The organism is Kovacikia sp. CALU 1929, assembly GCF_056784235.1.
In genome coordinates this window covers 116113-140159 of sequence record NZ_JBXBCF010000060.1, presented here as the reverse complement: position 1 = coordinate 140159, position 24047 = coordinate 116113, and the positions used below count along the sequence as shown (strand labels likewise).

At 49.4% G+C, this 24047-nt stretch carries 20 protein-coding genes; 13 read left to right on the top strand and 7 right to left on the bottom strand.

Annotated elements, in window-relative coordinates; all coding sequences use genetic code 11:
• Positions 1-13: 13 nt before the first annotated feature.
• Complete coding sequence (gene fraC, locus AC1S52_RS09455; protein ID WP_482028742.1) at positions 14-574, bottom strand: filament integrity protein FraC; 561 nt, start codon at positions 572-574, stop codon at positions 14-16.
• 352 nt (positions 575-926) lie between these two features.
• On the opposite strand from fraC, the gene AC1S52_RS09450 reads away from it, so the two are divergent.
• The 3 genes from AC1S52_RS09450 to AC1S52_RS09440 all read left to right on the top strand — a co-directional run bounded on the left by AC1S52_RS09450 (position 927) and on the right by AC1S52_RS09440 (position 9409).
• Positions 927-4436: a two-partner secretion domain-containing protein gene (locus AC1S52_RS09450; protein ID WP_482028741.1), complete on the top strand. Its 3510-nt coding sequence runs from the start codon at positions 927-929 to the stop codon at positions 4434-4436.
• Positions 4437-4528: 92 nt separating this feature from the next.
• On the top strand, positions 4529-6325 hold the full coding sequence (locus tag AC1S52_RS09445; protein WP_482028740.1) for a ShlB/FhaC/HecB family hemolysin secretion/activation protein: 1797 nt from the start codon (positions 4529-4531) through the stop codon (positions 6323-6325).
• Between the two features lie 93 nt (positions 6326-6418).
• On the top strand, positions 6419-9409 hold the full coding sequence (locus AC1S52_RS09440) for a CHAT domain-containing protein (protein WP_482028739.1): 2991 nt from the start codon (positions 6419-6421) through the stop codon (positions 9407-9409).
• Positions 9410-9565: 156 nt separating this feature from the next.
• Here the strand turns inward: AC1S52_RS09440 and AC1S52_RS09435 are convergent, their stop codons facing one another.
• The 3 genes from AC1S52_RS09435 to pth all read right to left on the bottom strand — a co-directional run bounded on the left by AC1S52_RS09435 (position 9566) and on the right by pth (position 10913).
• On the bottom strand, positions 9566-9814 hold the full coding sequence (locus tag AC1S52_RS09435; protein WP_482028738.1) for a DUF3146 family protein: 249 nt from the start codon (positions 9812-9814) through the stop codon (positions 9566-9568).
• Positions 9815-9853: 39 nt separating this feature from the next.
• Positions 9854-10150: a hypothetical protein gene (locus AC1S52_RS09430; protein ID WP_482028737.1), complete on the bottom strand. Its 297-nt coding sequence runs from the start codon at positions 10148-10150 to the stop codon at positions 9854-9856.
• Between the two features lie 121 nt (positions 10151-10271).
• Positions 10272-10913, bottom strand: coding sequence for an aminoacyl-tRNA hydrolase (pth, locus tag AC1S52_RS09425; protein WP_482028736.1), 642 nt, complete (start codon positions 10911-10913; stop codon positions 10272-10274).
• Positions 10914-11080: 167 nt separating this feature from the next.
• Between pth and AC1S52_RS09420 the strand changes: the two genes are divergently transcribed.
• Entirely contained in the window at positions 11081-11569 is a 489-nt protein-coding gene (locus tag AC1S52_RS09420; protein WP_482028735.1) for a hypothetical protein, read from the top strand.
• A gap of 21 nt (positions 11570-11590) precedes the next feature.
• On the opposite strand, the gene AC1S52_RS09415 is transcribed toward AC1S52_RS09420, so the two are convergent.
• Positions 11591-11926: a TatA/E family twin arginine-targeting protein translocase gene (locus AC1S52_RS09415; protein WP_482028734.1), complete on the bottom strand. Its 336-nt coding sequence runs from the start codon at positions 11924-11926 to the stop codon at positions 11591-11593.
• Positions 11927-12068: 142 nt separating this feature from the next.
• Positions 12069-12257, bottom strand: a complete 189-nt coding sequence (gene psbH / locus AC1S52_RS09410; protein ID WP_482028733.1) for a photosystem II reaction center phosphoprotein PsbH — start codon at positions 12255-12257, stop codon at positions 12069-12071.
• A gap of 81 nt (positions 12258-12338) precedes the next feature.
• On the opposite strand from psbH, the gene psbN reads away from it, so the two are divergent.
• A complete protein-coding gene (psbN, locus tag AC1S52_RS09405; RefSeq protein ID WP_482028732.1) occupies positions 12339-12470 on the top strand; it encodes a photosystem II reaction center protein PsbN in 132 nt (43 codons plus the stop codon).
• A 4-nt stretch (positions 12471-12474) separates the two neighbouring features.
• Here the strand turns inward: psbN and AC1S52_RS09400 are convergent, their stop codons facing one another.
• Positions 12475-15984, bottom strand: coding sequence for an alpha-mannosidase (locus AC1S52_RS09400; RefSeq protein WP_482028731.1), 3510 nt, complete (start codon positions 15982-15984; stop codon positions 12475-12477).
• Between the two features lie 72 nt (positions 15985-16056).
• On the opposite strand from AC1S52_RS09400, the gene AC1S52_RS09395 reads away from it, so the two are divergent.
• The 8 genes from AC1S52_RS09395 (at position 16057) to AC1S52_RS09360 (ending at position 23954) form a co-directional block, all read left to right on the top strand.
• The gene (locus tag AC1S52_RS09395; protein ID WP_482028730.1) at positions 16057-16620 is read left to right on the top strand and encodes a Uma2 family endonuclease; all 564 of its coding nucleotides are present in this window, start codon (positions 16057-16059) and stop codon (positions 16618-16620) included.
• Positions 16621-16906: 286 nt separating this feature from the next.
• Positions 16907-17770, top strand: coding sequence for an ABC transporter permease (locus AC1S52_RS09390; RefSeq protein WP_482028729.1), 864 nt, complete (start codon positions 16907-16909; stop codon positions 17768-17770).
• Entirely contained in the window at positions 17770-19047 is a 1278-nt protein-coding gene (locus AC1S52_RS09385; protein WP_482028728.1) for an ABC transporter ATP-binding protein, read from the top strand. The genes AC1S52_RS09390 and AC1S52_RS09385 overlap by 1 nt, the downstream gene beginning before the upstream one ends.
• Positions 19048-19099: 52 nt before the next feature.
• On the top strand, positions 19100-20128 hold the full coding sequence (locus AC1S52_RS09380) for an O-fucosyltransferase family protein (RefSeq protein WP_482028727.1): 1029 nt from the start codon (positions 19100-19102) through the stop codon (positions 20126-20128).
• A gap of 85 nt (positions 20129-20213) precedes the next feature.
• Positions 20214-21137 carry a glycosyltransferase gene (locus AC1S52_RS09375; protein ID WP_482028726.1) on the top strand — a complete coding sequence of 308 codons (924 nt, stop codon included), beginning with the start codon at positions 20214-20216 and terminating at the stop codon, positions 21135-21137.
• On the top strand, positions 21134-22072 hold the full coding sequence (locus AC1S52_RS09370) for a glycosyltransferase family 2 protein (protein ID WP_482028725.1): 939 nt from the start codon (positions 21134-21136) through the stop codon (positions 22070-22072). The genes AC1S52_RS09375 and AC1S52_RS09370 overlap by 4 nt, the downstream gene beginning before the upstream one ends.
• The gene (locus AC1S52_RS09365; RefSeq protein ID WP_482028724.1) at positions 22027-23007 is read left to right on the top strand and encodes a glycosyltransferase family 2 protein; all 981 of its coding nucleotides are present in this window, start codon (positions 22027-22029) and stop codon (positions 23005-23007) included. The genes AC1S52_RS09370 and AC1S52_RS09365 overlap by 46 nt, the downstream gene beginning before the upstream one ends.
• Positions 23004-23954, top strand: a complete 951-nt coding sequence (locus tag AC1S52_RS09360; RefSeq protein WP_482028723.1) for a glycosyltransferase family 2 protein — start codon at positions 23004-23006, stop codon at positions 23952-23954. The genes AC1S52_RS09365 and AC1S52_RS09360 overlap by 4 nt, the downstream gene beginning before the upstream one ends.
• Positions 23955-24047: the final 93 nt, after the last annotated feature.

Genomic DNA, 24047 nt, shown 5'->3' with positions numbered 1-24047 from the left:
TTAAAAGCTAAATTTATAGAAGTGAAAACCGATTTTGGTCAAGATAACGAGCCAGCAAAATCAGAAGAATCGTACTAAAGCTAGCAGCATTGGCGACTAAGAGAGCATAGGCGTTGTCATTCGCTTTAATTCCAACAACCTGATTGCTCCTACCACGGAATCTCTTAACTTTTTCGACCTCAACTTTCGGCTCTTTCTTAACTTTTCCCAACGTGTATTCCAAAAGTTCTAAGCCCTTTAGCTCGATTAGAAATGTCCCTACAAATAGAGCCAGCATGGTCAGGACTAAGTTTGGAGCTATTCCTGTTTGCCAAAAATTGGTGTGGAAGCGTTCAAAAAAGATATAGCTGATAATTTGTAGCTTTATATTTGCCGGAATAAAGCGTTGAGCCGCAAAGAAGACTAGCCAGCCCACAAAAGTAGACAGTAGATTGACCGTAGCAGAGTATTGCATACTATCCTTATGCTTAATACTTAACAGGCGATATAAAACATACCCTTCAATGGCGATCGCTATCAGCAAAAACATAAACTGAAAGGCGATCGCTCTAAGTGGCAATGTATTAAACAACATGCTTCCCGGTATAAGTTTGGTTCAGCGCTAGAGCATAAATAGTACTCTCATTCTACTGATCCCAGCTTGAACGATTGACACGATTTACATTGCATTCGTATGGAATCCCATCGGTTTGACCTCACCCTAAGTCTCTGTCGGAAGGTATTACCTTTTTGTAAAGGCATTAAAACCCGCGAGTCACTGGTTTGGGTTATTGACTTACTCTCCTGAGAAATGATAAGCATCTAGTGGGCATTCCGTAATCTCCCGTAATTGGTGGGTAATCGGCATACCCAATTCCCTTGTGTCGTCCTGTTGCGTGATACGGTTGCTGGCTCGGCGCTGCAACACAAGCCAATGGAAAACTGAAATGTCTCAAAGCTGGAAGACGGCTCATCGCTGGATGGGGTGGTGCATTTCGCTGGGTGTAGCTGGTGTAACTGTGTCCTTACTGATTGAGAGCTTGGTCAAAGGGGGCGATCGCGCCTTTGCTCAGATCATTCCCGACAGCACCCTGGGAGCGGAGCAGTCAGTTGTAACCCCCAGCACCAACGTTCGCGGACTGCCAGGGGTTTTGATTGAAGGCGGGGCAAGGCGGGGAGTCAACCTGTTCCAAAGTTTTTCAGATTTCAACGTGGGCAACGGGCAACGGGTATATTTTGCCAATCCAGCAGGCGTGGAAAGTATTCTCGGTCGGGTCACGGGGCGGAACCCCTCCAGCATTTTAGGAACCCTGGGCGTGGATGGCACTGCGAACTTGTTTTTGCTCAATCCCAGGGGCATTCTATTTGGAGCCAATGCCCGCCTCGATGTTGCCGGTTCCTTTGTCGCCAGTACTGCCGATAGGTTGGAATTTGGCAATGGGCTTGCCTTCAGCGCTACCAACCCGGAGGCACCCCCCATGCTCACGGTCAGCCTGCGTCCGGGGTTGCAGTATGGCACAAATTACCAGGGAGATATCTCCAGTGCAGGGCATCTGGCAGTCGGTGCCGGACAAACCCTCTCTCTGGCAGGTCAGGCAGTTACGATCACCGGTTCCCTGTCTACTCCAGGAGGAACAGTGCAGGTCTTGGGCGATCGCATTGCCCTACTAGACGATGCCCGCATTAATGTCTCTGGCAGCAATGGAGGTAATGTTTTTATCGGTGGCAGCTTTCAGGGTAATGGCCCCCTACCCAATGCCCAGGAAACGACCATTGCTCCCAACGTAATCATTAACGCTGACGGGATTGGTCCCGGTCTGGACGCATCATCTCTCCAGAATGGCGGTAATGTCATTGTTTGGGCAGACGGGATTACACGCTTCTATGGCATCATCACTGCCAGGGGAGGAACCGTAGGCGATGGTGGATTTGTCGAAGTCTCTGGAAAAGAAAACCTGATCTTCAATGGCTGGGTAGATGCCAGCGCCCCCAACGGCAGACCAGGCACCCTGCTGCTTGACCCAACCAATATTGAGATTGTTTCCTTTGGCGGAGACCCCGGCAGTCTGGATGACCTGTTAGCCATTCCCGGTAGCACTGATCCCAAAGTCATTAACACCAGCGTTACCCGGATCAACGCCGACCTGATCAATCAATCTCCCAATCCCGTTGCCCTGCAAGCCAGCAATAACATCACCTTTAGCGCTCCCATCACCATTACTACCCCCGGTTTTGATTTCACCGCGACGGCTGGAAACAACATCTTTGTCAACAGCAACCTTTCCACTAACCAGGGAAACATTACACTCAATGCCTTAACGGGAAATGTTGAAATTAATAATGCAACTATTGATACTAATCGGTTTTTTGTGGGTCTCGCGGGAGATATACACATTGCTGCTGGGCAGCAAATCGCAATCAACAATGGCATTCTAGATGCCAGGAGCAACAGCGATGGTTCAGGCTTTAGTACGATTCGCCTCACGTCCAGGGAAAGTTCGGTTTCTTTAAACCAATCAACTGCCAGCACAACCAATTTTGGTACAGGGTTGGCTGGAGATATTTTTATCGATGCTCAAGAACGGGTTGAAATTACCAACGGCAGCAGTATTTTTAGTCGTGGCAGTTTTGGGCGAATTTTGATTGGTGTCAACGCTGAGTCTGAATTGAATAATCTGCAAACTACGCCTCTGCCAGCGACCATTCAAATCAGCAACTCCACACTAAATAGTGAAAACTCCGGAAACACTAATCAAGGTAGAGTTAGTCTCTTTGCCCGTAACCAGGTTGAGATTACAGGGAGCAGGCTGACTAGCACCAGCAATAACAATGACACCGATACCTTCAGTCGGATTGAAATCATTGCCAGGGAAGGTTCAGTCTCGTTGGATGGAAATCCACAAATTAGCACTACCAACTTTGGAACAGGTTTTTCAGGGGATATTGTTATCTCTAGCAGAGATGACCTTTCAATCACAAACAGCAATATTTTTAGTCGGGGAAACCAGGGTCGGGTGTTGTTGGGGCAGTCTGATAACTTTAATCCTAATTACCCCAGCTTTTCACCCAGATTGATTAGCATCCAACGCTCGACAGTCAATACCAACAACGACTCAGTTGAAGGCGGCATCGGTTCTGATATTGATGCGGGTGGTGTTTCTGTGCGGTCAGCAGGTTCGATTAATATTACAGGTAGTTCCGAAATAGCAAGCAGCACAAGACGGCAGGGCGATGCGGGTGCCGTTATTGTTCAAGCTCCAGAAACTATCACCCTCGACGATAGCCGAATCTTTAGCAATGTAGAAAACGGTGGTATTGGGGATGCAGGCATTGTTTCAGTTTCCGCCCGCTCACTGTTTGTCCTGAATGGTGGACAAATTCAAACATTGGTGCGGGGACCCAACGACGACGGACCCGCTGGACAGGGAAATGCAGGCATAGTGAGGATTTTTGCACCTGAAACTGTACGGGTAATTGGTAGAAACGCTCAAGGACTTCCCAGCGCCATTTTTACCAGCATTCAGTCTGGGGTCAATGGAGACGGTGGCGATGTTTTGATTGAAACGCGATCGCTCCACATCCGCAATGGTGCCAAGGTAGACGCTAACAACTTTGGTTCTGGGGAAGCAGGTAACATTTTGATATCTGCTCTCGGTATCTGGGTCGATAACCGATCATTTATTACTGCTAGCAGTTTGGATGGTAAGGGTGGCAACATCTTTTTAGATGTGCCAGGAGCAATCATTTTAGGTCGTAATGGGAACATCACCACGTCTACCCTTCAAGGCTCGACTGCCTTTGGAGAACGGGCAGGCAATATTGCGATCGGTAGTGGTAATCCTCAGGAAGAGTTCACATCCTCTACAGGAATTGCCTATCGATTTGACGATCGCATTTTACTGCTGGCGGGCAAAACAGCTCGCGACAATAACATTTACTCTGTAGGCATTCGTGCCGATGGTGGGTTTATCCGAGTTAATGCTTTTCGTCTGCAAGACATCGCTCGAAGACTAGATTCACCCATTACAAATGACATCACAGCCGAGTCAATCTTTGGCGTGTCTGGTGATGTCGTTGTTAGTGCTGTCAACATCTTCCCCTCCTTCCGGGTAGACCCTCTTCCAGAAAGGTATGAAGCGCCCAGAGTCTCTGAAGGCTGTGACCCGCGAATTCGGCAGGAAACCAGCCAATTTGTCGTGACCGGCCGGGGTGGGTTACCCGCTGATCCCACTGAAGTTTTGAGTCCAAACACGATCGCTACCTCTGGAGATCAGTCCCCAACCACGGTTGCCCCCACTAGTACTGTCAGCACCGAATCGCTCTCCATTAATCCCGCCCGTGGCTGGGTACGGGATGCTAACGGCAACGTGCGCCTGGTTGCCCATGCCACCGACTCCACCAATCCTGCCGTCCCTTCTTTCCTGTGGTCCATTCCCGGTGCCTGCAACCCTCTCTAACTCCATTCCCTCACTTCTCACCTTGACGGGATTCTCAACTTTCAACTCTCAACTCTCCCCTCCCGCCCCCTCCCCGCTCCGCTCTAACCCCAATGTCCGTCATGTCCCCCAAGCCGTTCTCCCTGCACCGTGCCCAGGTTGTCCTGGGGCTATTCATCCTTTACGGTAGTCTGACAAGCCGCCCCGCCAATGCCCAGGTGTTGCAGTCTCAACAGCCCGGTTTGAATCCTGCCCGTCCTGCGGTTGAGCCACCCCGAATTATTCAGCCACCCTCCATCCAACCCCTACCCGAACTCGATCCAGAGCCACTGCCACCGCCGCCCCTGGAGGATCTACGCCTGCCAACTCCCGTGCAGCCGTCCCCTGAAACTCCTGGCATTCCAGCGACAGTCAGGGTTGAGCGGTTTGTTCTGCAAGGTAGCCAGGTCTTCAGTCAAGCAGAAATTGACGAAGTCACAAAAGACTTGATCGGCAGGGAAGTCACCTTTGCTGAACTGCTCCAGGCAGCGGAGGCAATTACCCAACTCTATGTCAGCCGGGGATACATTACCACTGGGGCATATCTGCCTGCTGATATCACCATTCAAAACGGAATTGTGCCGATTCAGGTGGTAGAAGGGGGAGTCGTACCGGAGGATATCCGGATTCGGTTTAAAGAAGGAACCCGGCACCGGCTGCATCCCAATTACATTCGTAGCCGCCTGGCGCTTGCAACCCAGAAGCCCCTGAACCGACAAAAACTGCTGGAGGCATTGCAACTGTTGCAAATTAATCCCCTGGTTCAGGATATCCGGGCAGAACTGGCAGCCGGGACTCGCCTGGGACAGAGCATTCTGGATGTGGAGGTGGTGGAGGGGAAGACGTTGAATGCCTCCTTGCTACTGGACAACGGGCGATCGCCCAGCGTCGGTAGTTTTCGGCGGCAACTTCAGGCAACCACAATCAACCTCACAGGTATTGGCGACCAACTGCTGTTGGCATTTACTAATACCAACGGCAGCAATGCTGGAGACCTGAGCTACACCTTTCCCCTCAATCCCGGCAACGGGACTCTGAGTTTCAACTTTGGCATCGCTGCCAGCAAAATTATTGAGGAACCCTTTGACATTCTGGATATCCGCTCCAACTTCCGCTACTACGAATTGAGCTTTCGTCAGCCCATTCTCGAGACCCCCACCCGCGAATTTGCGCTCGGTCTAACCCTGACGCGGGAAGAGAGCAAAGCCACCATCATTGACGGCGAAATCCCCTTCCCTGTACCCGGTTCTGATTTTGAGGGACGTACCATTGCCAATGTCCTGCGCTTCTTTCAGGATTGGACAAAACGGAGTGAACGGTCTGTATTAGCTTTGCGATCGCAGTTCAGTTTTGGGCTTCCTATCCTGGGCTACACCGACAACGAGAGTGCCCCCGATGGTCAGTTCTTCGCCTGGAGGGGACAGGCTCAATTAGCGCAGGCACTCGCTCCCGATACGCTGTTACTCCTGCGGGGCGACGTGCAACTGGCAGACCGTCCGCTGATTCCAATTGAACAGTTCGGCTTGGGTGGACCCTTCACCGTCCGGGGTTACCGTCAAGATGCCATCCTGTCTGACAACGGCATCTTAGCCTCTGCCGAAGTTCGCATTCCCGTCTGGCGCATCCCCAGCATTAACGGACTATTGCAAGTTGCCCCCTTCTTTGACTTCGGTACCGCCTGGAACCGATCCAACGACTCGGAACCCGACCCCAACACCCTCGCCTCCCTTGGTTTGGGCTTACGATTTCAAATCAGCGATCGCCTCAATGCCCGCTTCGACTGGGGACACCGCCTGATTCCAATAGGCGGTGAGAAGAAAACCTTGCAAGAAAAGGGATTGTATTTTTCGTTAATCTATAGCTTTTTTTGAAGGATGAAAGATGAAGGATAAAGGATGAAGGAAATCTAAAATTCAAAATTGGGTTAGAGAGATGGTTTTTGTAAAAAGGAAAAGGGACGCATTATGAGGCGGCAAACAAGCTTCGGCAACCGACTGGATAACCCATCCAACAGAACCACAAGTGTGGTGAAAAACTTATCCGTTTCATCCGTGTTTCAATCCGCTGCCCGCCTGCTTCGTCGCCACCTTTACCCCATCCTGGCGATCGCCACTCTCCTCCTCTGCCTCACCACTCCCCCCCTCCTCGCCAAAACCCCTTCCCCCTCCCAACTCTCAACTCTCAACTCTCAACTCTCAACGCCCAACGCCCAACGCCCAACGCCCTCCCCCCTCGACCAGGGCAGACTGCAATACGAAGCTGGAGAGTTTGAGCAGGCGGTAGAAACCTGGAAACAGGCAGCTACCGAGTATGCCCGCACCGGCGATCGCCTCAATGAACTTCGCAGTCGCACTAACCAGGCACAGGCATTGAAGTCATTGGGTCACTACCAGGCAGCCTTGAAAATTCTCAAAGATCTGAAACAGAGCGTACAAGACGAGCCAGATTCAGTGGAAAAGGCGCAGATTTTGCGATCGTTGGGGGATGCCCACTATGCTGTGGGCGAACTCAAGGAAGCCCGTGAAAATTTGAACAAAAGCCTGGAAGTGGCTCAACGGCTCAACTCCATCAAGGATATCAGCAGCGCCCGCTTTCACCTGGGACTGGTTAACCGAATTGAAGTGAACCAACTATTGTCTCAGCGATTGGAAATCGACTATGGAGAAGAGTCTAAACAACTCCTCAAAAATGTTCTGAATCAGCTCACTCAAGCCCGCGAAAGTTTTCAGCAGTCAACCGGAACAGACTCTCTCACAACCATTCAAGCAAAGCTGAACGAAATTAGCCTCCTAATTACCGCCCTACCCCAGTTCAACCGCGCCTTTTCAGAGGCACTCAGTGATGAATCCGTCGCCCTCACAGACCTGGCAGATCTGCCCCTGCCGCTGTTGAGAGAATTTCTGAGTGACTCAACTCTGACTCTTCAACCCAGCCGGATTAGCATTGAAACAGAGGGAAAAATCCAAAAACTTACAACGCTCAACTGGTGGAAAGCAGAAATTGCTCAACTCACGGAGGATTTACTATCATTGCTGACCCAAATTCCTGCCCAGTTAAATGAGCTGCCCTCGACACGGGCAAGCATTGATGCCCGTCTCAACTTTGCTCAAAACTTACTTAAGTTCAAATCAGTTGCCCTTGAAACCAGGGAATCTGATTCCCGTTTACGAAGGCTGAGGGACGCAATCAAAGCGGCTCAGGCAGCGCAATCCACACAACCTGTTGCAGTGGCTTCCAGCAGCGCCAAGCTGTCCAAACCGCTGCCTCCCCCTCCCCCTCCCTTTCTGCCTGAAAGCACCTACCTGAAGCTTCAGACCGTTACCCGCACTTCTTTGCAAGGGGCGGCTGACATCCTCAAGCAAGCGATCGCGGATGCCCAGGGCTTAAAAAACAAACGGGCAGAGGCTTACGCCCTGGTCGCCCTGGCAGAACTGTATGGACAGCAGGCACAGCCGGGAAAACCTTCAGAACCCAGGCTGTGGGCAGACATTGAAACCCTGTGCCAGCGATCGCTGCGACTGGCACAACAAAGCAATTCCCCTGAAATCATTTATAAGGCACAGCGGTTGCTGGGAAAGGCACTCAAAGAGCAGGGCAGCATTCGTGGCGCACGGGCGGCTTACCGGGTGGCTGCTCGCACGTTGCAGTCGTTACGGGGAGACTTGGTTGCCGTTAACCAGGATGTGCAATACGACTTCCGTAACAGCGTTGAGCCGATTTATCGAGAAACCATTGAGGTGTTGCTACCGGCTCCTGGAGAAACCCCCAATAGTCAAGATCTGAATGAAGTTCGCAAAGTAGTTGAGGATTTGCAACTGGCAGAACTGGATAACTTCCTGCGGGAAGCCTGTATTCAGGGAAAAAATATTGCCCTCGATCAGGTGGTTGACCGGGATAACCCTACCACGGCGGTCATTTACCCCATCATTGTGTCGCAGCAGCGATTAGGTGTCATCGCCAAAATTCCAGGTCAGAAGGATCTGCGTTACCAGGCATTTGACCATCAGGATGTGGAAGCCACCCTCAAGAAATTTCGAGAACGTCTGATTGCTCAAGACAATTTGGGGTTGCAACAGTCAGCCCAGACAGTCTACGAATGGTTGATTGCCCCCTTCCGTACTGACCTGGAGCAAAGCAACGTCGATACCCTGGTATTTGTGCCTGATGGAGGATTCCGTAATGTCCCTATGGCAGCCCTGTTTGATGCTCAACAGCAAAAGTACCTGATTCAAGAATACGCGATCGCCATCAGCCCCGGTCTCCAGCTATTTGACCCTAAGTTCCTGGCTCAAACTCGCCTCAACGTGCTGGCGGCTGGCAAACAGGACTTCGCCAGTTACCCATCGAATGACGCATTCCCTCAAACAAGTCAGAGAAATTTTGGTAGGTTAGATGCTGTTGCAGCCGAACTAAAAGCGATTCAGGATAGGGTGCAGGCACAGATTCTATTTGAGGCAGAATTTACCCGTCAATCCTTGAAAACCAAGGTTGTCGAGAATCCCTTTAACGTGGTTCATATCGCCACTCATGGAGTTTTTGGCGATCGCAAAGAGGAAACCTACATCGTTGCTGACGATGGGGACATTTATGTAGACGAGTTGAGTACCATTCTTCGCAGCCGAGATCTTTCTGGTGGCACATCGATCGAATTACTGGTTTTGAGTGCCTGCGAAACAGCCCAAGGAAATGATCGGATAGCATTGGGTCTCACCGGCGTAGCGGTTCGTGCGGGTGCCCGCAGTGCTTTAGGAACTCTATGGCTTGTGAATGATCAATCAACTTCGATCATGATGGATCGGTTTTACACCGAATTGGCAACGGCTAAAACAAGCAACCTGACAAAGGCAAAAGCGCTGCAAATCGCCCAACGCGATCTATTAGAAAACCCTGACCATGCCCAATATAAAACCCCCTTCTACTGGGCACCGTTTATTCTGGTTGGCAACTGGCTATAGATCCTCAAAACCTTGACATCTCCGACATTTTACATGTGGCACCTACAGCGGTTCTCATGCTGATTGTTATGAGTCATTAGTCATTAGTCCTTTGTGAGTAATCAATGACCAATGACCAAAAACAGACCTTACAAAGCGAGAATTGCTATACCATCACTAAACCTCACCCCGAATGGTAAAAGAGTAGTCACCCCCCGGTTCCAGTTGATAGTCGCTTTGCTCTAAAAAACGTCCAAGGGGTTCTTTAATCAGTGCTCGCCCCAGGGAAGGCTCTACCGACAACTGACCCTGGCTGAAACACCATTCAAACTGCCACTCAAACTGGTTAGCGCGAACCTCACCGGCAATCTTTCCCTGTTGCCAGGACTGACGGGTGATGCGGACATAGGCAGTAGTCTGAGGCAATCGATGGGATCCCACAATCGTGTCTGATGGCTGCTGTCTCTAGTGTGCAAGTTGAGCATCAGGCTCAAACACCCACAATACCAAACCCTTAGGGATAGTCGTCAAGACGACTCTGTTACCGAGTTTTGCCATTCGTTCTGAAGCTCGTTGTGCAGATTCTAGCGTGGGATAGAACTTTACGTAGCTGTAGAACTGGTTGTTATAGGCGATCGCCCCTACAGGTTTGGACACATCTGGCAGAACAACATGACAGGTTCTGACCTGTTTATGATCCAAAATTAGAGCGGCATTGGGGGATGGGTTTGGGGATAACATTGCCCTTAAATTGTTTGCCATAGCCAATTAATCATTTACTTTATAAAACGGTTCGTAGACATACTGATCCCTCAAAATCTAAGCCACGTAAGGAATACAGGCAACCGATAAAATACACACTTTGCAGAGCCATAAAATTAATTTATTGTTTAGTCTCCGCAGCATTTCGGTTGTTATACAAGTTCATGGCTTTTTCTATACCATGCTTCAAGCTATACTCCACAGCTCCCACGACCAGTCGGAGTACTTCTGCCATGACTTGAGCCTCGCTCTCAGAAAAACGTCCCAGAACATGGGAAACCGCATCTTTATCAGGATGCGTTTCCTTGGCACTGCCAATTCCAATCCGAAGTCGGGGAAAGGTTTGAGTTCCGAGGTGGGCGATCGCCGACTTCATCCCGTTATGCCCCCCTGCCGAACCGGATAGCCGCAGACGCAGTTTGCCAACAGGCAAATCCATTTCGTCATAGATGACCAGGACTGACCCTGACGGCAGTTTATACCAGTCTGTAACTGCCCGAATTGCCTGCCCAGAGTTGTTCATGTAGGTGGTTGGTTTCAGTAGGCGCACCTTTGCCCTACCGGATCCCAATCCTTCACCGAAGATTCCCTGAAACTTGCGATTTTCAGCTAGTCCAATTTGCCAGGTGCGTGCCAGAGCATCGATCGCTTCAAACCCAATATTGTGACGGGTGCGATCGTACTTTGCGCCGGGGTTTCCCAATCCAACAATCAACTGAGGAAACACAAGAGCAGGTTTAACTTCATCACTGGTCACTGGCATAGATAGCTTGATTACGTAGAGCGAGGCAAGGCACGGACTACCCCTATATTTTTCAGGTTGAACCGCAAACCCCTTACACAAGATGTAGTTACAAGAGCACTGACCAAAAGTGGAATTATAGTTGAATTGGTTCAGACAAGGAAATGTCAGTCCAAGGATAGTGCAGAATGTCAGAGTATTTTATCTGTCCCAACTGTGGGGTGGAGGTACCAATTAAAGCCCGTGCCTGCCCCGAATGCGGTTCCGACGAAGAAACCGGCTGGTCAGAAGCGGCAAAATACACCCACTTGCTCCCGTACAAGGGTGACTCAGGGGGCGATGGGTCAATGTCGAGAAAGTGGCAAAAGTGGGGGGTGGGACTGATTGCTGCCGTCGTGCTGACTGCCTTTCTCGCTACCCAGGGGTTCATCTGGAGCTTATACATCATTCCCTTGTTCATCCTGATTGCTGTTATCGCTGGTTTCGCCAGTCGCAAAGTCTCAAGCAGCGATCGCCATCTGGAAAAACAGCTATACCAGCAACTATTGGAAAGAGCCAGAGGCGATAAACACCTGGTAGAGCGCTTGATAGATTACGAGAAACAGCGTAACCCAGATGCAAACCGGCTCCGGCTGCTTCAAAATGCAGTTTTCCGCTGGGATCACGATCGCCGGTAAGCTCGGAGTAGATATGGTCAACTAGCTAGCAGCCTTTACTTCTTCAGAAGAAGAGGCAACCGTTTCAGCAGAATTTGAACCCTTCTCCTGGGAGATTTCAGCCTCATTGGATGACGGGGACAATACGGGCTGTTCCGGTTCTTCCAAAGTAGCCTTCATCGGTTCTTTGACCACTTTCTCTAGCTGCTCTGCTTCCCGCTTAAACTCTGCCTCAAACTCCTTAGAAGCTTCCTGGAACCCGCGAAGCGCTTTTCCTAGACTGCGACCAATCTCTGGCAGCTTTTTGGGACCAAAAATTAGCAGAGCCAAAACCAAAATAACCGCCATTTCTGGCAGACCAATTCCGAAAATATTCACGGTGTTGCCTCCTGCAATCGTCCAATCCCAGTATAAGACTAGACAAAAAAGACCAGACAAAAAGCCCCGGACGAGCCGGGGAAATTCTGAATCCAAGTCGAATTCAAGACCAACGCACTGATATGAAATCGCCTGCCAGAGCTTACCAGCCCACAGTGAAGTCATTCAGCACGATGGAGGAGTTATAGATTTGCAGGATAATCAGCAGGAATACCAGAAACAGCCCCATAAAGATTCCCATCAGGGTCGTGGTGCCCCAACCGGGAACAACTTTACCGTATTCAGAATTTAAGGGTCTCAGAACGTCTCCCAACCGTGTCCGTATTGCCATGAGTCACCTATGATTGTCTCGACAGAGTTTGTTATTTAACGTTACATTATATGGGGTCACGTACTCATATTTATCACGACTATGGAACCTGCAATAGCTCTTAATATTTCCATTGGGGTCGCATTGGTGGCACTGACTGGATATGCCATTTATACGGCATTTGGTCCCCCAGCAAAGGAGTTGGACGACCCCTTTGAAGAACACGAAGATTAGGAAATTAGCTGGCAGAAACCTTAAAGCTTGCAATCTTCCAGGGGTGAACTGTTACAGTTTGCCCCTCAACTTTAGGAGAGTCTGTGGGGCGCTCTAGCAGGTCAACGGGATGCTGGAGGCTCAAATTGAGTTCGCTTTGCAGCTTTAGCTCTGCGGTTTCGCCGTGGCACTCGTAACAGCGCAGAATGTATTCGTTGGAGTTATCCTCTGATTGCTTAAAGGACATGAGTACCAGGTTTTCGGCTCCTAAGTTGAGCAGGGAACCTGTTGGAGGTAGGGGGTTAGCATGGGACGCTCCATTTGGAGAAATAACCATTGCCTGAAGCGGCATATTTAGCTCATATCCCTTTTGTACCGTTTGGGCTGTTTTCCAGTCGCCTGCATGGGGATAAATTGCATAGGTGAAGGAATGATGTCCTTTATCGGCTTCTGGGTCGGGCCATTCTGAGCCGCGCAGTAGGGTTATCCGGAGTTGTCCGGGTTGTGCGTCATAGCCGTACTTGCAGTTGTTTAGCAGACTGACCCCATAATGTCCATCGCTCAAATCAGCCCAGTGCATGGCGGGAACTTCCCACTGAGCTTTTTCGCGATCGCTCTCTGGCTTTGTGGTTCGCTCAATTACTCCACAGGGAATTTCATAGGTCGCGTAATCTACCTCTAAATTCAATGGAAATGCCGCTTTGACTAAAATATGCCGTTCCTGCCAATTATCGATAAATGTTTCAATTCTTAGAACAGGCGATTCCCGTTCAAGAAAATAAGCTTGGCTGATAACAGATTGACCGATTCTGCGCTCAACCATGATGTTTTTAACAAGCGAATTATGCAATTGTGCATTGTCACATGAGGTTATTCTCAGTAGTTCAGCAGGGGGGAGGGAATACTTTCCATAATTCGGATCAATGTTCCAAGCATCCCAGTATTGGTCCTCATCTCTAAAAGCTTGGAGTTGATTTCCTGCACTATTAAGAACTTCTCGCTGATTTATTTTGTCAAAAATGCGGGATAAGTCCCCTGTCGTCGGATTAACTTCGACTTGTAGGAACTTATTTTCTAAAACATACCCCTCTTCTATGGATTTTCTATTGTGGCGAGCGAGACGGGGGTAGGTCCAGTAGCAGCGATAGCCGAGTGCCGGGATGTTTTCAGCAAGAAAAGTGAGTAACCAGCTATAGCTATCAGTGCTTTTCATGAAGGCGCAGAAGGGAGCTTCGATTTCCTGACCTTCCAGGTCACATAGATGCCAATCATAGAAGGTGTTCTGCTCATATTCCTCGAATTTGGTGAGCAGTTCAACATTTGTAAGTTTCTCTGAAATATCGACACTGGCAATCTGGGAACGCTCCCAACTACAGGGATTAAAAACAACAATTGCTCTAGCATCAGGGTGGGGTGGTGGAGGGAGAGAAATTTGGGCAGCGATCGCGCTCAGTGCTTCATGGGTAATATCTCTAGCTGCGGCGGCAGTATTTATCCATACTTGCTCAGCGTCTTGATACACTCTTCGGATAGCAGAACCAGGAAGAATGTCGTGAAACTGATTAAATAAAACCTGCTTCCAGGCTGTTTCGAGCTGTGCTTTTGGGTAGGGCGTGTCAGCCGCACTAGCCGCAAGGGCAGCGTATAGCTCTGCCTGGTAAAGCCTCTGTTCGCAGCCCCGATTCCACTGCTTCTGATCAGCATGAGTGGTATAGCACCCACGATGGAATTCTAAGTAGAGGTCGGAGTTCCAGAGGGGGAGGGAGGGGGAGGGGGAGGAGTTTAAGTTTTGAGCTTCATTTGCGATGTTCTGAGGTTCGTGGTTGACACTTTGAGGTTCAGGGCTGATGTTCTGAGCTTGATTCTTAAATGCTTGGGATTCAGGATTGATGCTTTGAGATTCATCATTAATGCTTAGAGGTTCACGGCTGAATGTTTGAGGTTCAGCGTTGATACTTTGAGCTTCACCGCTAATACTCTGAGGTTCAGCGTTGATGTTCGGAGCTTCGATCGCCCTGTTATCCCGATCAACAGGCAAGTCTGAGGTTGCGCCCTTCTGATAGGTTGCTTCGAGATCTTGTAGATAATCTAAGGCAGTGGAGAATTCCAGTTGGGGAAAGAACGGCGACTGTTGCCACCGCCGCGCCACTTTCAACATATCGCGGGTGGGTCCGCCGCCGTGGTCGCCTACACCAGGGAGCCAGAGGGTAGAGGAATTGCCTGTTTTCGCTTCCCAGTCGCAGGCGTAGGTTGCCATTTTGACTGGATCAATGCCTTCACCAATGGGAGCAGACATGAGGCTGAGAATTTGGCTACCACCGGGAGCCTGCCACTGAAAAAGCTCGTAGGGAAACTGGTTGGTGTCGTTCCAGCGAAGTTTTTGGGTGACGAAGTAATCAATGCCGCCCTGTTTGAGGAATTGGGGTAGCTGCCAGTTAAAACCAAAGGTGTCGGGCAACCAGGCAATGCGGTTGATGCTGCCAAACTTTTCCTGAAAGTAGCGTTGTCCGTAAAGGATGTGGCGCACGATCGCCTCCCCACTGATCAGGTTTAATTCCGGTTCTACCCAGAGTCCGCCAATCGGCTCCCATTTTCCAGCTTTCACCTGCTGTTGAATGCGGGCGAACAGGTTGGGGCGATTTTGTTCAATCCACTCGTAGAGGGCAGGGGTGGAATGGCAAAAGATCAGTTCTGGAAAGTCTTGTTGCAGGGCAAGGACGGATTCAAAGGTGCGTTCGGCGGCTTTCCAGGTTTCTTCGACCGTCCACAGCCATGCCATATCCAGGTGGGCATGACCGAGGAGGCTGATTTTACGCTGTTTGAGGAAAGGAGTGAGGGGAAGGAGGCGATCGCGGAGTTGTCTCAGCGAATGATTGAAGGTCGCGGACAGGTGATAGGTGTTAGGCGGTAAGGTTGACCAGTCAATTTGAGCGATCGCATCGGATAGGATAGCTAGCTTTTCGGGGGCGAAGGTTTCCAGGTACTTGTGCAGGACGGCGAGTTCGTCGGCGATGAAACCGGGTTCGAGGGGATAGTCAGGGGAAGGGGACTCGTAGAGACAGAGGGATTTGACCAGGGCACCATCGTCGTGACCGGGACTGACCAGGCGGAGGGCGATCGCAATTTTCTCTCCGGGGGTGACTCCGGGACTTAATAGCAGTCGAGTGGAGCAATCGAACAAATCCCCTTCCTGCACCAACTGTCCGTTGACGAAAATCTGAGCGATTTCTGCCCACCAGGTTAGAGCCAGTCGCAAACATAGCCCCTGGAGTGGATAGCCTTGCAGTTCTGGGGGAATGGTGATGAGGTGCCCTAACCAGCGAATGTTTTGTCCTTTTGCCCAGGCGATATGGTTTCTGGCGTTCAGGTCTGCGATCGCCCAGGCTTGCCAGGTTTCTGGTTGAACCGCTTCAATAACGGGCAAATCTCCATCCCAATAACGCCAGTTTGATTGAATGCTGATCTGGGTCAGACTCCGCAATTTCTCAATTGCCTGGAAAATTGGATTCTCTGGGGTAGAAATTGGATGGCTCAATGGTAATACCGCTCACATGACTGCACATTACATAATAGGTGTACGCAGAGTTCCATACCCCAGGTCAACATTATGGTCATTACCTCCATGCCCCTGGATGAGGATGAAAAGGATTATGACGACTCCCATCTACCGCCGGATTACTATGATGAGGTGCCTGAAGGCATGGAAGAGGTGGATGGGGAGCTGATTAAGAAAACAGGAATGACACTGAGCCACGCTGCCGCTCAAGGGAATTTAGTTTACGCCTGGAGACAACATTTAGTAACCACCGGGCAGGGGGGCAAAGTTTATCCAGAAGCTCCCTGTCGCACCGATAAACAGAGGCGTCGCCCAGATGTGGCGTACCTCACGGCTGAACTACTGGAACAGTACGGTCAACCCAATATCTTTCCTCACAGCTATCCGTTGCTTGGAGAGGTTGCTTCGCCGGATGATTCGGCAGAAATGTTATTCAGTAAGGCGCGGGAGTACTTGCGATCGGGCTGTCAGGAAGTCTGGTTGCTGTTTCCTGAAAATCGATTGGTCATGATCATCACCTCAGAGCAATGGCTGATATTGAATGAATCGGAAACCGCGAGTACCCAAACTATTCTGCAAGATTTTCACATTCCAGTGGCAGACCTCTTTGCTTAATTCGTCAAATAGATATGTGTTATATCGTATGGCTCCTTTTTGGTGCAAAACTCCGAGGTTTGCGTAAGCTCTATAGATATCAATAGTGAAGTTTTGGTGAAGGGATGGGATTAATAGGAGCATGGCAAGTAGTTTGCGGTGAGATAGGATTGCGGCACACGGGATCTACATTTTGTAAAGATGTTGAAGTATCCTGACATGGGAAATGTTTAAGAGCTGTTCAGGCTGTTAATTTTTCACCCCATCGAAATAGCTTTGCAACTTTATATTGTTGAGACAGATTTGTATGCGGGAGCAGCGGCAGCATTTGCCTGAGGTCATTTACACTCCAGAGAGCCGTTTAAGGCATCCCCTTCAGTTAGTGCAAGAGATGGGGCGTGACCTGCTGGCATCGCGGGAACTGGCATGGCGTTTGCTTGTTAGAGACATCAGTGCCCAGTATCGACAGTCCTTTTTGGGGATTTTTTGGGCATTTGTGCCAGCGATCGCCACTGCCGCGGGCTTAACCCTGGCAAATAATGCCAAAATTTTGAACGTGGGCGCAACGGATCTGCCCTACCCCGCCTATGTCATGTTCAGTGTGGCGCTGTGGCAAACTTTTACCGAAGCCGTCAACGGACCCATCCAGGCAGTCAGTACGGCTAAACCGATGCTGTCCCGGATCAACTTTCCCCGTGAAGCGATCATTCTGTCTCAGTTAGGGCAGGTTTTCTTTAACTTTGGTATTAAGCTAATTCTGATCGTGGGTTTGTTCATCTGGTTCAAGATGCCCGTCGCATGGACAGTGATTCTTTCGCCAGTTGCCCTTATCCACCTGATTGCCCTGGGAACTGGTATTGGCATGATCCTGGCTCCAATCGCTGCTCTCTATGAGGACATTCCTAAGGGGTTAACGTTGGTATTGGGTTTATGGCTCTTCCTGACTCCGGTGATTTATCCGGTTCCTCAAGCGGGAACGTTTGCTACCCTTGTGCAATTGAACCCAGTAACGCCTTTGCTGGTAACAATTAGAGATCTGGCAACAACGGGTGTTGTATCCAATCCCCAGGGGTTCTGGCTCATGAGTGGGCTTGCCATTGGCGGGCTTTTGTTTGGCTGGTTATTTTACCGGGTTGCGATGCCCTTTGTGGTTGAGAGGATGAGTTCGTGATGACATCGATTTCAGAGGGATCTTCAGCCCCTACCCTGGATGATGAGATCGTCCTTTCTGTGGAAGGGGTTTCCAAAAAGTTTTGTCGCAGCCTCAAGCGATCGCTCTTTTACGGGCTGCAAGACATAACCGGTGAAATGCTGGGAATCCGGCAGCGCACTGATCGGTTAAGAGCGCGAGAATTTTGGGCATTAAAAGATGTCAGCCTCAAGTTACGTCGCGGAGAGTCAATGGGCTTAGTAGGGGTGAATGGGAGTGGGAAAACGACCTTACTGCGAATTATTAGTGGATTGATTCGTCCGGATGAAGGGAGTGTTCGAGTTAAGGGACGGGTAGCTCCCTTAATTGCCCTGGGTGCTGGGTTTAGCCCAGTTTTAACGGGGCGGGAGAATATTTATGCCAATATGTCCATTCTGGGGTTATCTAAGAAGGAAATTGATCAGCGTCTGGATAGTGTGGTTGCCTTTGCTGAAATTGGAGAGGCACTGGACTCGCCAGTGCATAGCTATAGCTCCGGCATGGCGGCTCGACTAGGATTTGCCTGTGCCATTCACACGGAACCGGACATTCTACTGATGGATGAGGTTCTGTCGGTTGGGGATATCAAATTCCGGTCAAAGTGCGATCGCAAATTAGCGGAACTGCGCCAGCAGGGCACAGCATTTGTGATTGTCAGTCATTTTTTTCAGGGCATCTTAAACCTCTGTGAATCCGCCATGTATTTGGCTGAAGGACGTTTAGTGGCTCAAGGGGATGCTCGTTCCATCATGGATCAATACGAGCAAGATCTGTTTGTTGTCAATACAGGGAAAAAGTCAGTACCGTTTTCTGTTCCACCAAAAGCGATTCAGGAAAGTGCTGGTGCAGATATTACAGGCATTTACTTCAGAGATGCGGCAGGTGAACTGATAGATTCTCCTGTCAGTGGAGAACCATCCTATTTCTGTGTTTCCTGCAATGTCCATCAGCCTTTCGGAAAAATAAGCGTTTTTTTGGCAATCCGTCAGCCTGCTCAAGATAACAGCCTGGTGCTGCACATGAGCAGTGCTTACGATGATGAAATGTTTGAAGTGTTGCCAGGTGAGTATGAGTTGCGGGTATATCTGCCTTACCTGGGGTTGCTACCGGGTTCGTATATTTTGAGTACCTATTTAAAGGATGGGACGCTCTATTCCCTCGATGCCTATGAATCCTTAATATTTAATGTCGATGGCAACGAAAAGTTGAATCGAGGCATGTATTACCAGACTCGGAAATGGCAACTCGTTGCAATGTAAATAGTCCTGCATTTTGTCTACCTGAGGTAAATTCACTGATAGGAAAGATTGAATGAGTAGACTTAAAAGAGTGCTGGCAATTCCTTACTTTTTTATGTTGATTTTGCTACGTTTTACCAAGCTACTGGTGTGGCTCAAATCGTTTAACCAGCCTATTTATGTCAAATATTGGTTCTGTGATCTGGGCAATAATATGATTCAGATTGCCCATGCTGAGTTCCTGGCGAAAAAATCTGGGTCAACGCTCCATCTTCCTTCGCATTCATTTTTAAACATTCCAAGCCAATACCCCGTCCATTCAATTGTCTCAGACCGTATGTTTGATGGAGGTGCTTCAGCATCTATTCTATTGCTGGCTGACCTGCGCAGCGGTTCTAGTGCCATGTCGCAATGGAAACCATTGCTCTACAGGACCTTTTTCTATCAATATGATCTGTCCCCATTCAAGCCAGACTTACATCATTACAGGCAGATACTCCGCGATCGCGTTCTGCCACTCATTCCTTATGAAAGAGATGAATCAATTGGCGATGAAACGCTTGTGATTCATCTGCGATCGGGCGATATTTTTAATACTCAAGATGTTCACGGGGCTTACATTCAGCCGCCATTAAGTTTTTATCTGGAAATCATCGATAAATTTAACTTTAAAGATATTGTCATTGTGACTCAGAGCGATCTTAAAAATCCCTGTATTTCTCAATTAAAGCAAATTATACCAGGAATTAGAATTCAGGCTTTAAGCCTTGCTGAGGATGTCAGTACTATTCTAAGTGCCAGGAATTTAATTGTTGGAATGAGTACCTTTTCCCTTGCCCTAGCATTTGCCTCCCAAAATATTGGCAAACTGTTTATTCCGCAATTTAGCAGGCAGTCGGGGTATTGGAGAACAAAGTTTTGGTCTCCAATGATGCAGCTTTTTCTAAAAGGTAATCATTTACCTTCAGTTGACTCTCTCGACTTTGAAGTGTACCCAACAAGAATTGAGAATTACATTCCTGTTGGTGGCTGGGAGAATACCCAAAACCAGCGAGACTTAATGGTTAACCATGCTCGTACAAATATTTCCTGGTCTTCTTAGTTGATGAGGTTTAATTCTGAGTTTTAGCTGAGCTATTAATTACTAGTAATGTCAATTACTCAAGCCAACAACCTTTAGTGGAGCCATGAATGATTTGAACCCTCAAGTGAGTGTTTTGATGTCTGTATACAACTCAGAGCAGTATCTGGCTCAGGCAATTGATAGCATTCTGGCACAAACCTTTAAAGACTTTGAGTTCATCATTACAGACGATGGTTCGATCGATCGATCCTTAGCCATCCTGCAAGATTATGCGGCAAAAGATACCCGCATTCGCCTGATCAGCCGTGAAAATCGTGGTTTGACTAAAACCTTGAATGAGATGTTAAAGCTGGCACAGGGAGAATTCATTGCCCGTATGGATGCCGATGACATTGCCTTGCCGGAGCGATTTGGGCGACAGGTGGAATTTCTTCAGCGCCATCCTGATGTCATTTGCCTCGGTAGTTCACTGGATTGGATTGACGAGCAAGGACGTTTTATTGGTCACTGCTCTATGCCTGAGAGCGATGAGGAATTACAAAAACTAATGCTGGGCGGTATTTCTCTACTGCATCACCCTTGTGCGATGGCTCGCTGGGTAGGGATAGCAGCAGTCGGCGGTTATGATGAAACCCTTAAAACCTCTGCTGACCTAGATTTGTGGCTGAAATTGGGGGAAATTGGCAAACTGGCAAATGTTAAAGAATCCTTGATGCAGTATCGGTTACATCCTCAATCAGTGACTCATGCCAAACAACTCCGGCAAAGCCAGGATGCTCTGACAGCTTGCCAGCGAGCATGGCAGCGACGGGGAATTCAAGCAGAGTTTATTCGTCAACCCGCCGATCACTTAAAACAGGATGATTTCTGGCTAAAGTGCGGATGGGAGGGCTTTATGGCAGGCAAAAGGGATGTCGCAAGACGCTGTGGTACGCGAGCGATCGCCATCCGTCCGCAAAACTGGCAAGCCTGGAAACTCCTTGCCTGCGCCCTACTGAAACCGTTACCAAAGCCTGAATTCCCATGAATGCTCCCGTTGTTTCAGTTCTATTGCCTGTTTACAATGCTGAGAAGTACATTGCTGAGGCGATCGACAGTATTCTGGCGCAAACTTTGACTGACTTTGAGTTGATCATAATTGATGACGGTTCAACGGATGGTTCCCCTGCTATATTGCGAAGCTATGCTGGGAAAGACAAGCGCATTCGTCTAATTAGCCGCGAAAACCGGGGGTTGATTGATACCCTGAACGAAATGCTAGGGCTTGCCAAAGGTGATTTTTTGGCTCGAATGGATGCTGATGACCTTTCTACTCCCCATCGGTTTGCCCATCAGGTCAGTTTTTTGCAGCAGAATCCAGAGGTGGTCTGTGTGGGTGGGGCATTTGAGATTATTGACCCTAAAGGGAGAACGGTTTCCCTGGCAACTATGCCAGAGCGTAATGGGGAAATTCAACAGCAACTCCTTTCAGGCAGCACCATTATCAATCATCCCTGCGCCATGATTCGACGGGAGGCGATTTTAAAGATCGGCGGTTATGATTCCTCAATGGTGACAGTCGAGGATCTGGACATGCTGCTAAGACTGGGCGAGATTGGTATGTTAGCTAATCTTAAGGATATTGTCTTGAAATACCGATTCCATCGAGAATCTGTGAGCGCCAAAAACATTCTCTATCAGCAAGAAATGGCACAGGAAGCGTGTAAACGAGCATGGCAGCGGCGGGGAGTCGAAGGATGCTACAAGATTCCATCCTTGTGGTATCGCCCTACTCCCGATCTGGCTTCTCAACTTAATTTCTTGTACCAGTACGGTTGGTGGGCTTTTTGCCAGGGCTACCGCAGAACTGCGGCATCCTGTGGGTTAGAAGCGATCGCCCTTCAACCGACTGCCTTTGAAAGTTGGAAACTCTTGGCATGTGCCTTAATCAAACCGTCACCCAAGACAAGTTATCTGATATGAAGAGTGCCCCTACCCTTTCTGTGCTAATGCCGGTTTACAACGGCGAGCGGTATGTCGCCGAAGCGGTGGAGAGCATCCTAGCTCAGACCTTGAGCGATTTTGAGTTTTTGATTCTGGATGATGGTTCCACAGATCGATCGCTGGAAATTTTACAAAGCTATGCCCGAAAAGACTCGCGTATTCGCCTGATTAGCCGCCCTAATACAGGTTTGGTGGGGGCATTGAACGAACTATTGGACCAGGCAACAGGTGAGTTGATTGCGCGGATGGATGCGGATGATGTGGCTTTACCCAATCGATTTGCGCGTCAAGTTGAGTTTTTGAACAGCAATCCAGACGTGGTGTGTCTCGGCAGTGCTTACCAGTTAATTGACGAGGGCAGTCGCCTGCTATTAACTTGCTTTGATGTGCCGGAAGTGGATGCTGAAATTCAAAAGCAACTATTGGCGGGTTTGGGGGGGATTCACCATCCAACGGTCATGTTTCGTCGAGCGATCGCGATCTCCCTGGGTGGCTACGATGAAGCGGTACCTGCCTGTGAAGACTTAGATTTGTGGATGCGAATGGGTGAGGTTGGCAAACTGGCAAATTTACCAGAGCCGGTTGTGCAATATCGGCTCCACACCCGTTCCATTAGCGGACAAAATCCTGATTGGGTCACGGAACAGTCCCGCATCGCCTGTGAACGTGCCTGGAAGCGGCGCGGCATTGAAGGGCAGTTTGAGGCAACGGGAGAATGGCGTCCCAGTGCTGACAATGACTCCCGCCATCGTTTTATGCTGCAATATGGCTGGTGGGCATTCAATAGCTGCCAGCGCCGGACTGCCATGCTGTACGGTAGTCGGGCGATCGCCACTAAACCCTTTGATTTAGAAGGTTGGAGGTTACTGACCTGTGCTGTAGTCAAGCCCTTACCAGAGGGGAAAATGGAATGAGCCAGATGCCCCTGATTTCGGTCATGATGCCGGTTTATAATGCTGAGCGCTATGTCGCTCAGGCGGTCGACAGCATCCTGGCACAAACCCTGGGTGACTTTGAGTTTTTGATTGCAGACGATGGCTCGACGGACAATTCCCTATCCGTACTCAAACCCTATGCTGAGAAGGATCAGAGAATTCGTCTCACTAGCAATCCCAATCAGGGAGTGTCCCGTACCCGCAATCAGATGTTGCAGCAAGCCAGAGGCGCGTTCATTGCCGTTATGGATGCGGACGATATTGCTTTACCAGAACGGTTTGCCCTTCAAATTGATTTTCTACGACAACATCCAGCGGTGATCTGTGTCGGTGGGTCCCACCACCTGATTGATGATGCAGGACGGTTACTCACCTTTCTGGCACTCCCCCAAACCGATGCAGAGATTCAAAAGGCGGCTCTGGCAGGGCATGGAAGCATCTGCCACCCCTGTGCTATGATTCGGCGCTATGCCTTAGAAAAAATAGGTGGTTACGATGAAGCTTACCGTTCAGCCCATGATTTAGATGTCTGGCTCAAACTGGGTGAGATTGGGAAACTGGCAAACCTGCCCCAGCCGGTGCTGCAATACCGGATTCATCCCAATTCAGTTAGCGGTAGAAATCCCATCTCCCAACGCCTGGAGGCGCAGCACGCCTGCGAACAAGCGTGGCAGCGGCGGGGCATTCAGGGACAGTTTGAGGCGGGAAATGTCTGGCGACCAGAGGGCGATCGCGCTTCTCGCCATCACTTTATGCTGCAATATGGTTGGTGGGCATTCAATAGCCGTCAGCGTCAGACAGCATTGCTTTATGGTTGGCGTGCGGTTAGTGCCTTGCCCCTTAGCTTGGAAGGGTGGCGGTTACTCATTTGTGCGGCGATTAAACCATTACCCGATGCACCACCTGAGTCTGATCCTGACCCCTGACCCTTTGAAAAGGCGTTTGCATCTGAATTAGGAGGGCTAAAAAAATTAAACTCTTCAAAAACTGCCACAATATCAGTATTCTGGGGAATTCTA

Excerpts from the sequence above, each read along its gene's own strand:
- fraC (WP_482028742.1), bottom strand. The coding sequence starts at position 574 with ATGTTGTTTAATACATTGCCACTTAGAGCGATCGCCTTTCAGTTTATG.
- AC1S52_RS09450 (WP_482028741.1), top strand. The coding sequence starts at position 927 with ATGTCTCAAAGCTGGAAGACGGCTCATCGCTGGATGGGGTGGTGCATT.
- AC1S52_RS09445 (WP_482028740.1), top strand. The coding sequence starts at position 4,529 with ATGTCCGTCATGTCCCCCAAGCCGTTCTCCCTGCACCGTGCCCAGGTT.
- AC1S52_RS09440 (WP_482028739.1), top strand. The coding sequence starts at position 6,419 with ATGAGGCGGCAAACAAGCTTCGGCAACCGACTGGATAACCCATCCAAC.
- AC1S52_RS09430 (WP_482028737.1), bottom strand. The coding sequence starts at position 10,150 with ATGGCAAACAATTTAAGGGCAATGTTATCCCCAAACCCATCCCCCAAT.
- pth (WP_482028736.1), bottom strand. The coding sequence starts at position 10,913 with ATGCCAGTGACCAGTGATGAAGTTAAACCTGCTCTTGTGTTTCCTCAG.
- AC1S52_RS09420 (WP_482028735.1), top strand. The coding sequence starts at position 11,081 with ATGTCAGAGTATTTTATCTGTCCCAACTGTGGGGTGGAGGTACCAATT.
- psbH (WP_482028733.1), bottom strand. The coding sequence starts at position 12,257 with ATGGCAATACGGACACGGTTGGGAGACGTTCTGAGACCCTTAAATTCT.
- psbN (WP_482028732.1), top strand. The coding sequence starts at position 12,339 with ATGGAACCTGCAATAGCTCTTAATATTTCCATTGGGGTCGCATTGGTG.
- AC1S52_RS09395 (WP_482028730.1), top strand. The coding sequence starts at position 16,057 with ATGGTCATTACCTCCATGCCCCTGGATGAGGATGAAAAGGATTATGAC.
- AC1S52_RS09390 (WP_482028729.1), top strand. The coding sequence starts at position 16,907 with ATGCGGGAGCAGCGGCAGCATTTGCCTGAGGTCATTTACACTCCAGAG.
- AC1S52_RS09385 (WP_482028728.1), top strand. The coding sequence starts at position 17,770 with ATGACATCGATTTCAGAGGGATCTTCAGCCCCTACCCTGGATGATGAG.
- AC1S52_RS09380 (WP_482028727.1), top strand. The coding sequence starts at position 19,100 with ATGAGTAGACTTAAAAGAGTGCTGGCAATTCCTTACTTTTTTATGTTG.
- AC1S52_RS09375 (WP_482028726.1), top strand. The coding sequence starts at position 20,214 with ATGAATGATTTGAACCCTCAAGTGAGTGTTTTGATGTCTGTATACAAC.
- AC1S52_RS09370 (WP_482028725.1), top strand. The coding sequence starts at position 21,134 with ATGAATGCTCCCGTTGTTTCAGTTCTATTGCCTGTTTACAATGCTGAG.
- AC1S52_RS09365 (WP_482028724.1), top strand. The coding sequence starts at position 22,027 with ATGTGCCTTAATCAAACCGTCACCCAAGACAAGTTATCTGATATGAAG.
- AC1S52_RS09360 (WP_482028723.1), top strand. The coding sequence starts at position 23,004 with ATGAGCCAGATGCCCCTGATTTCGGTCATGATGCCGGTTTATAATGCT.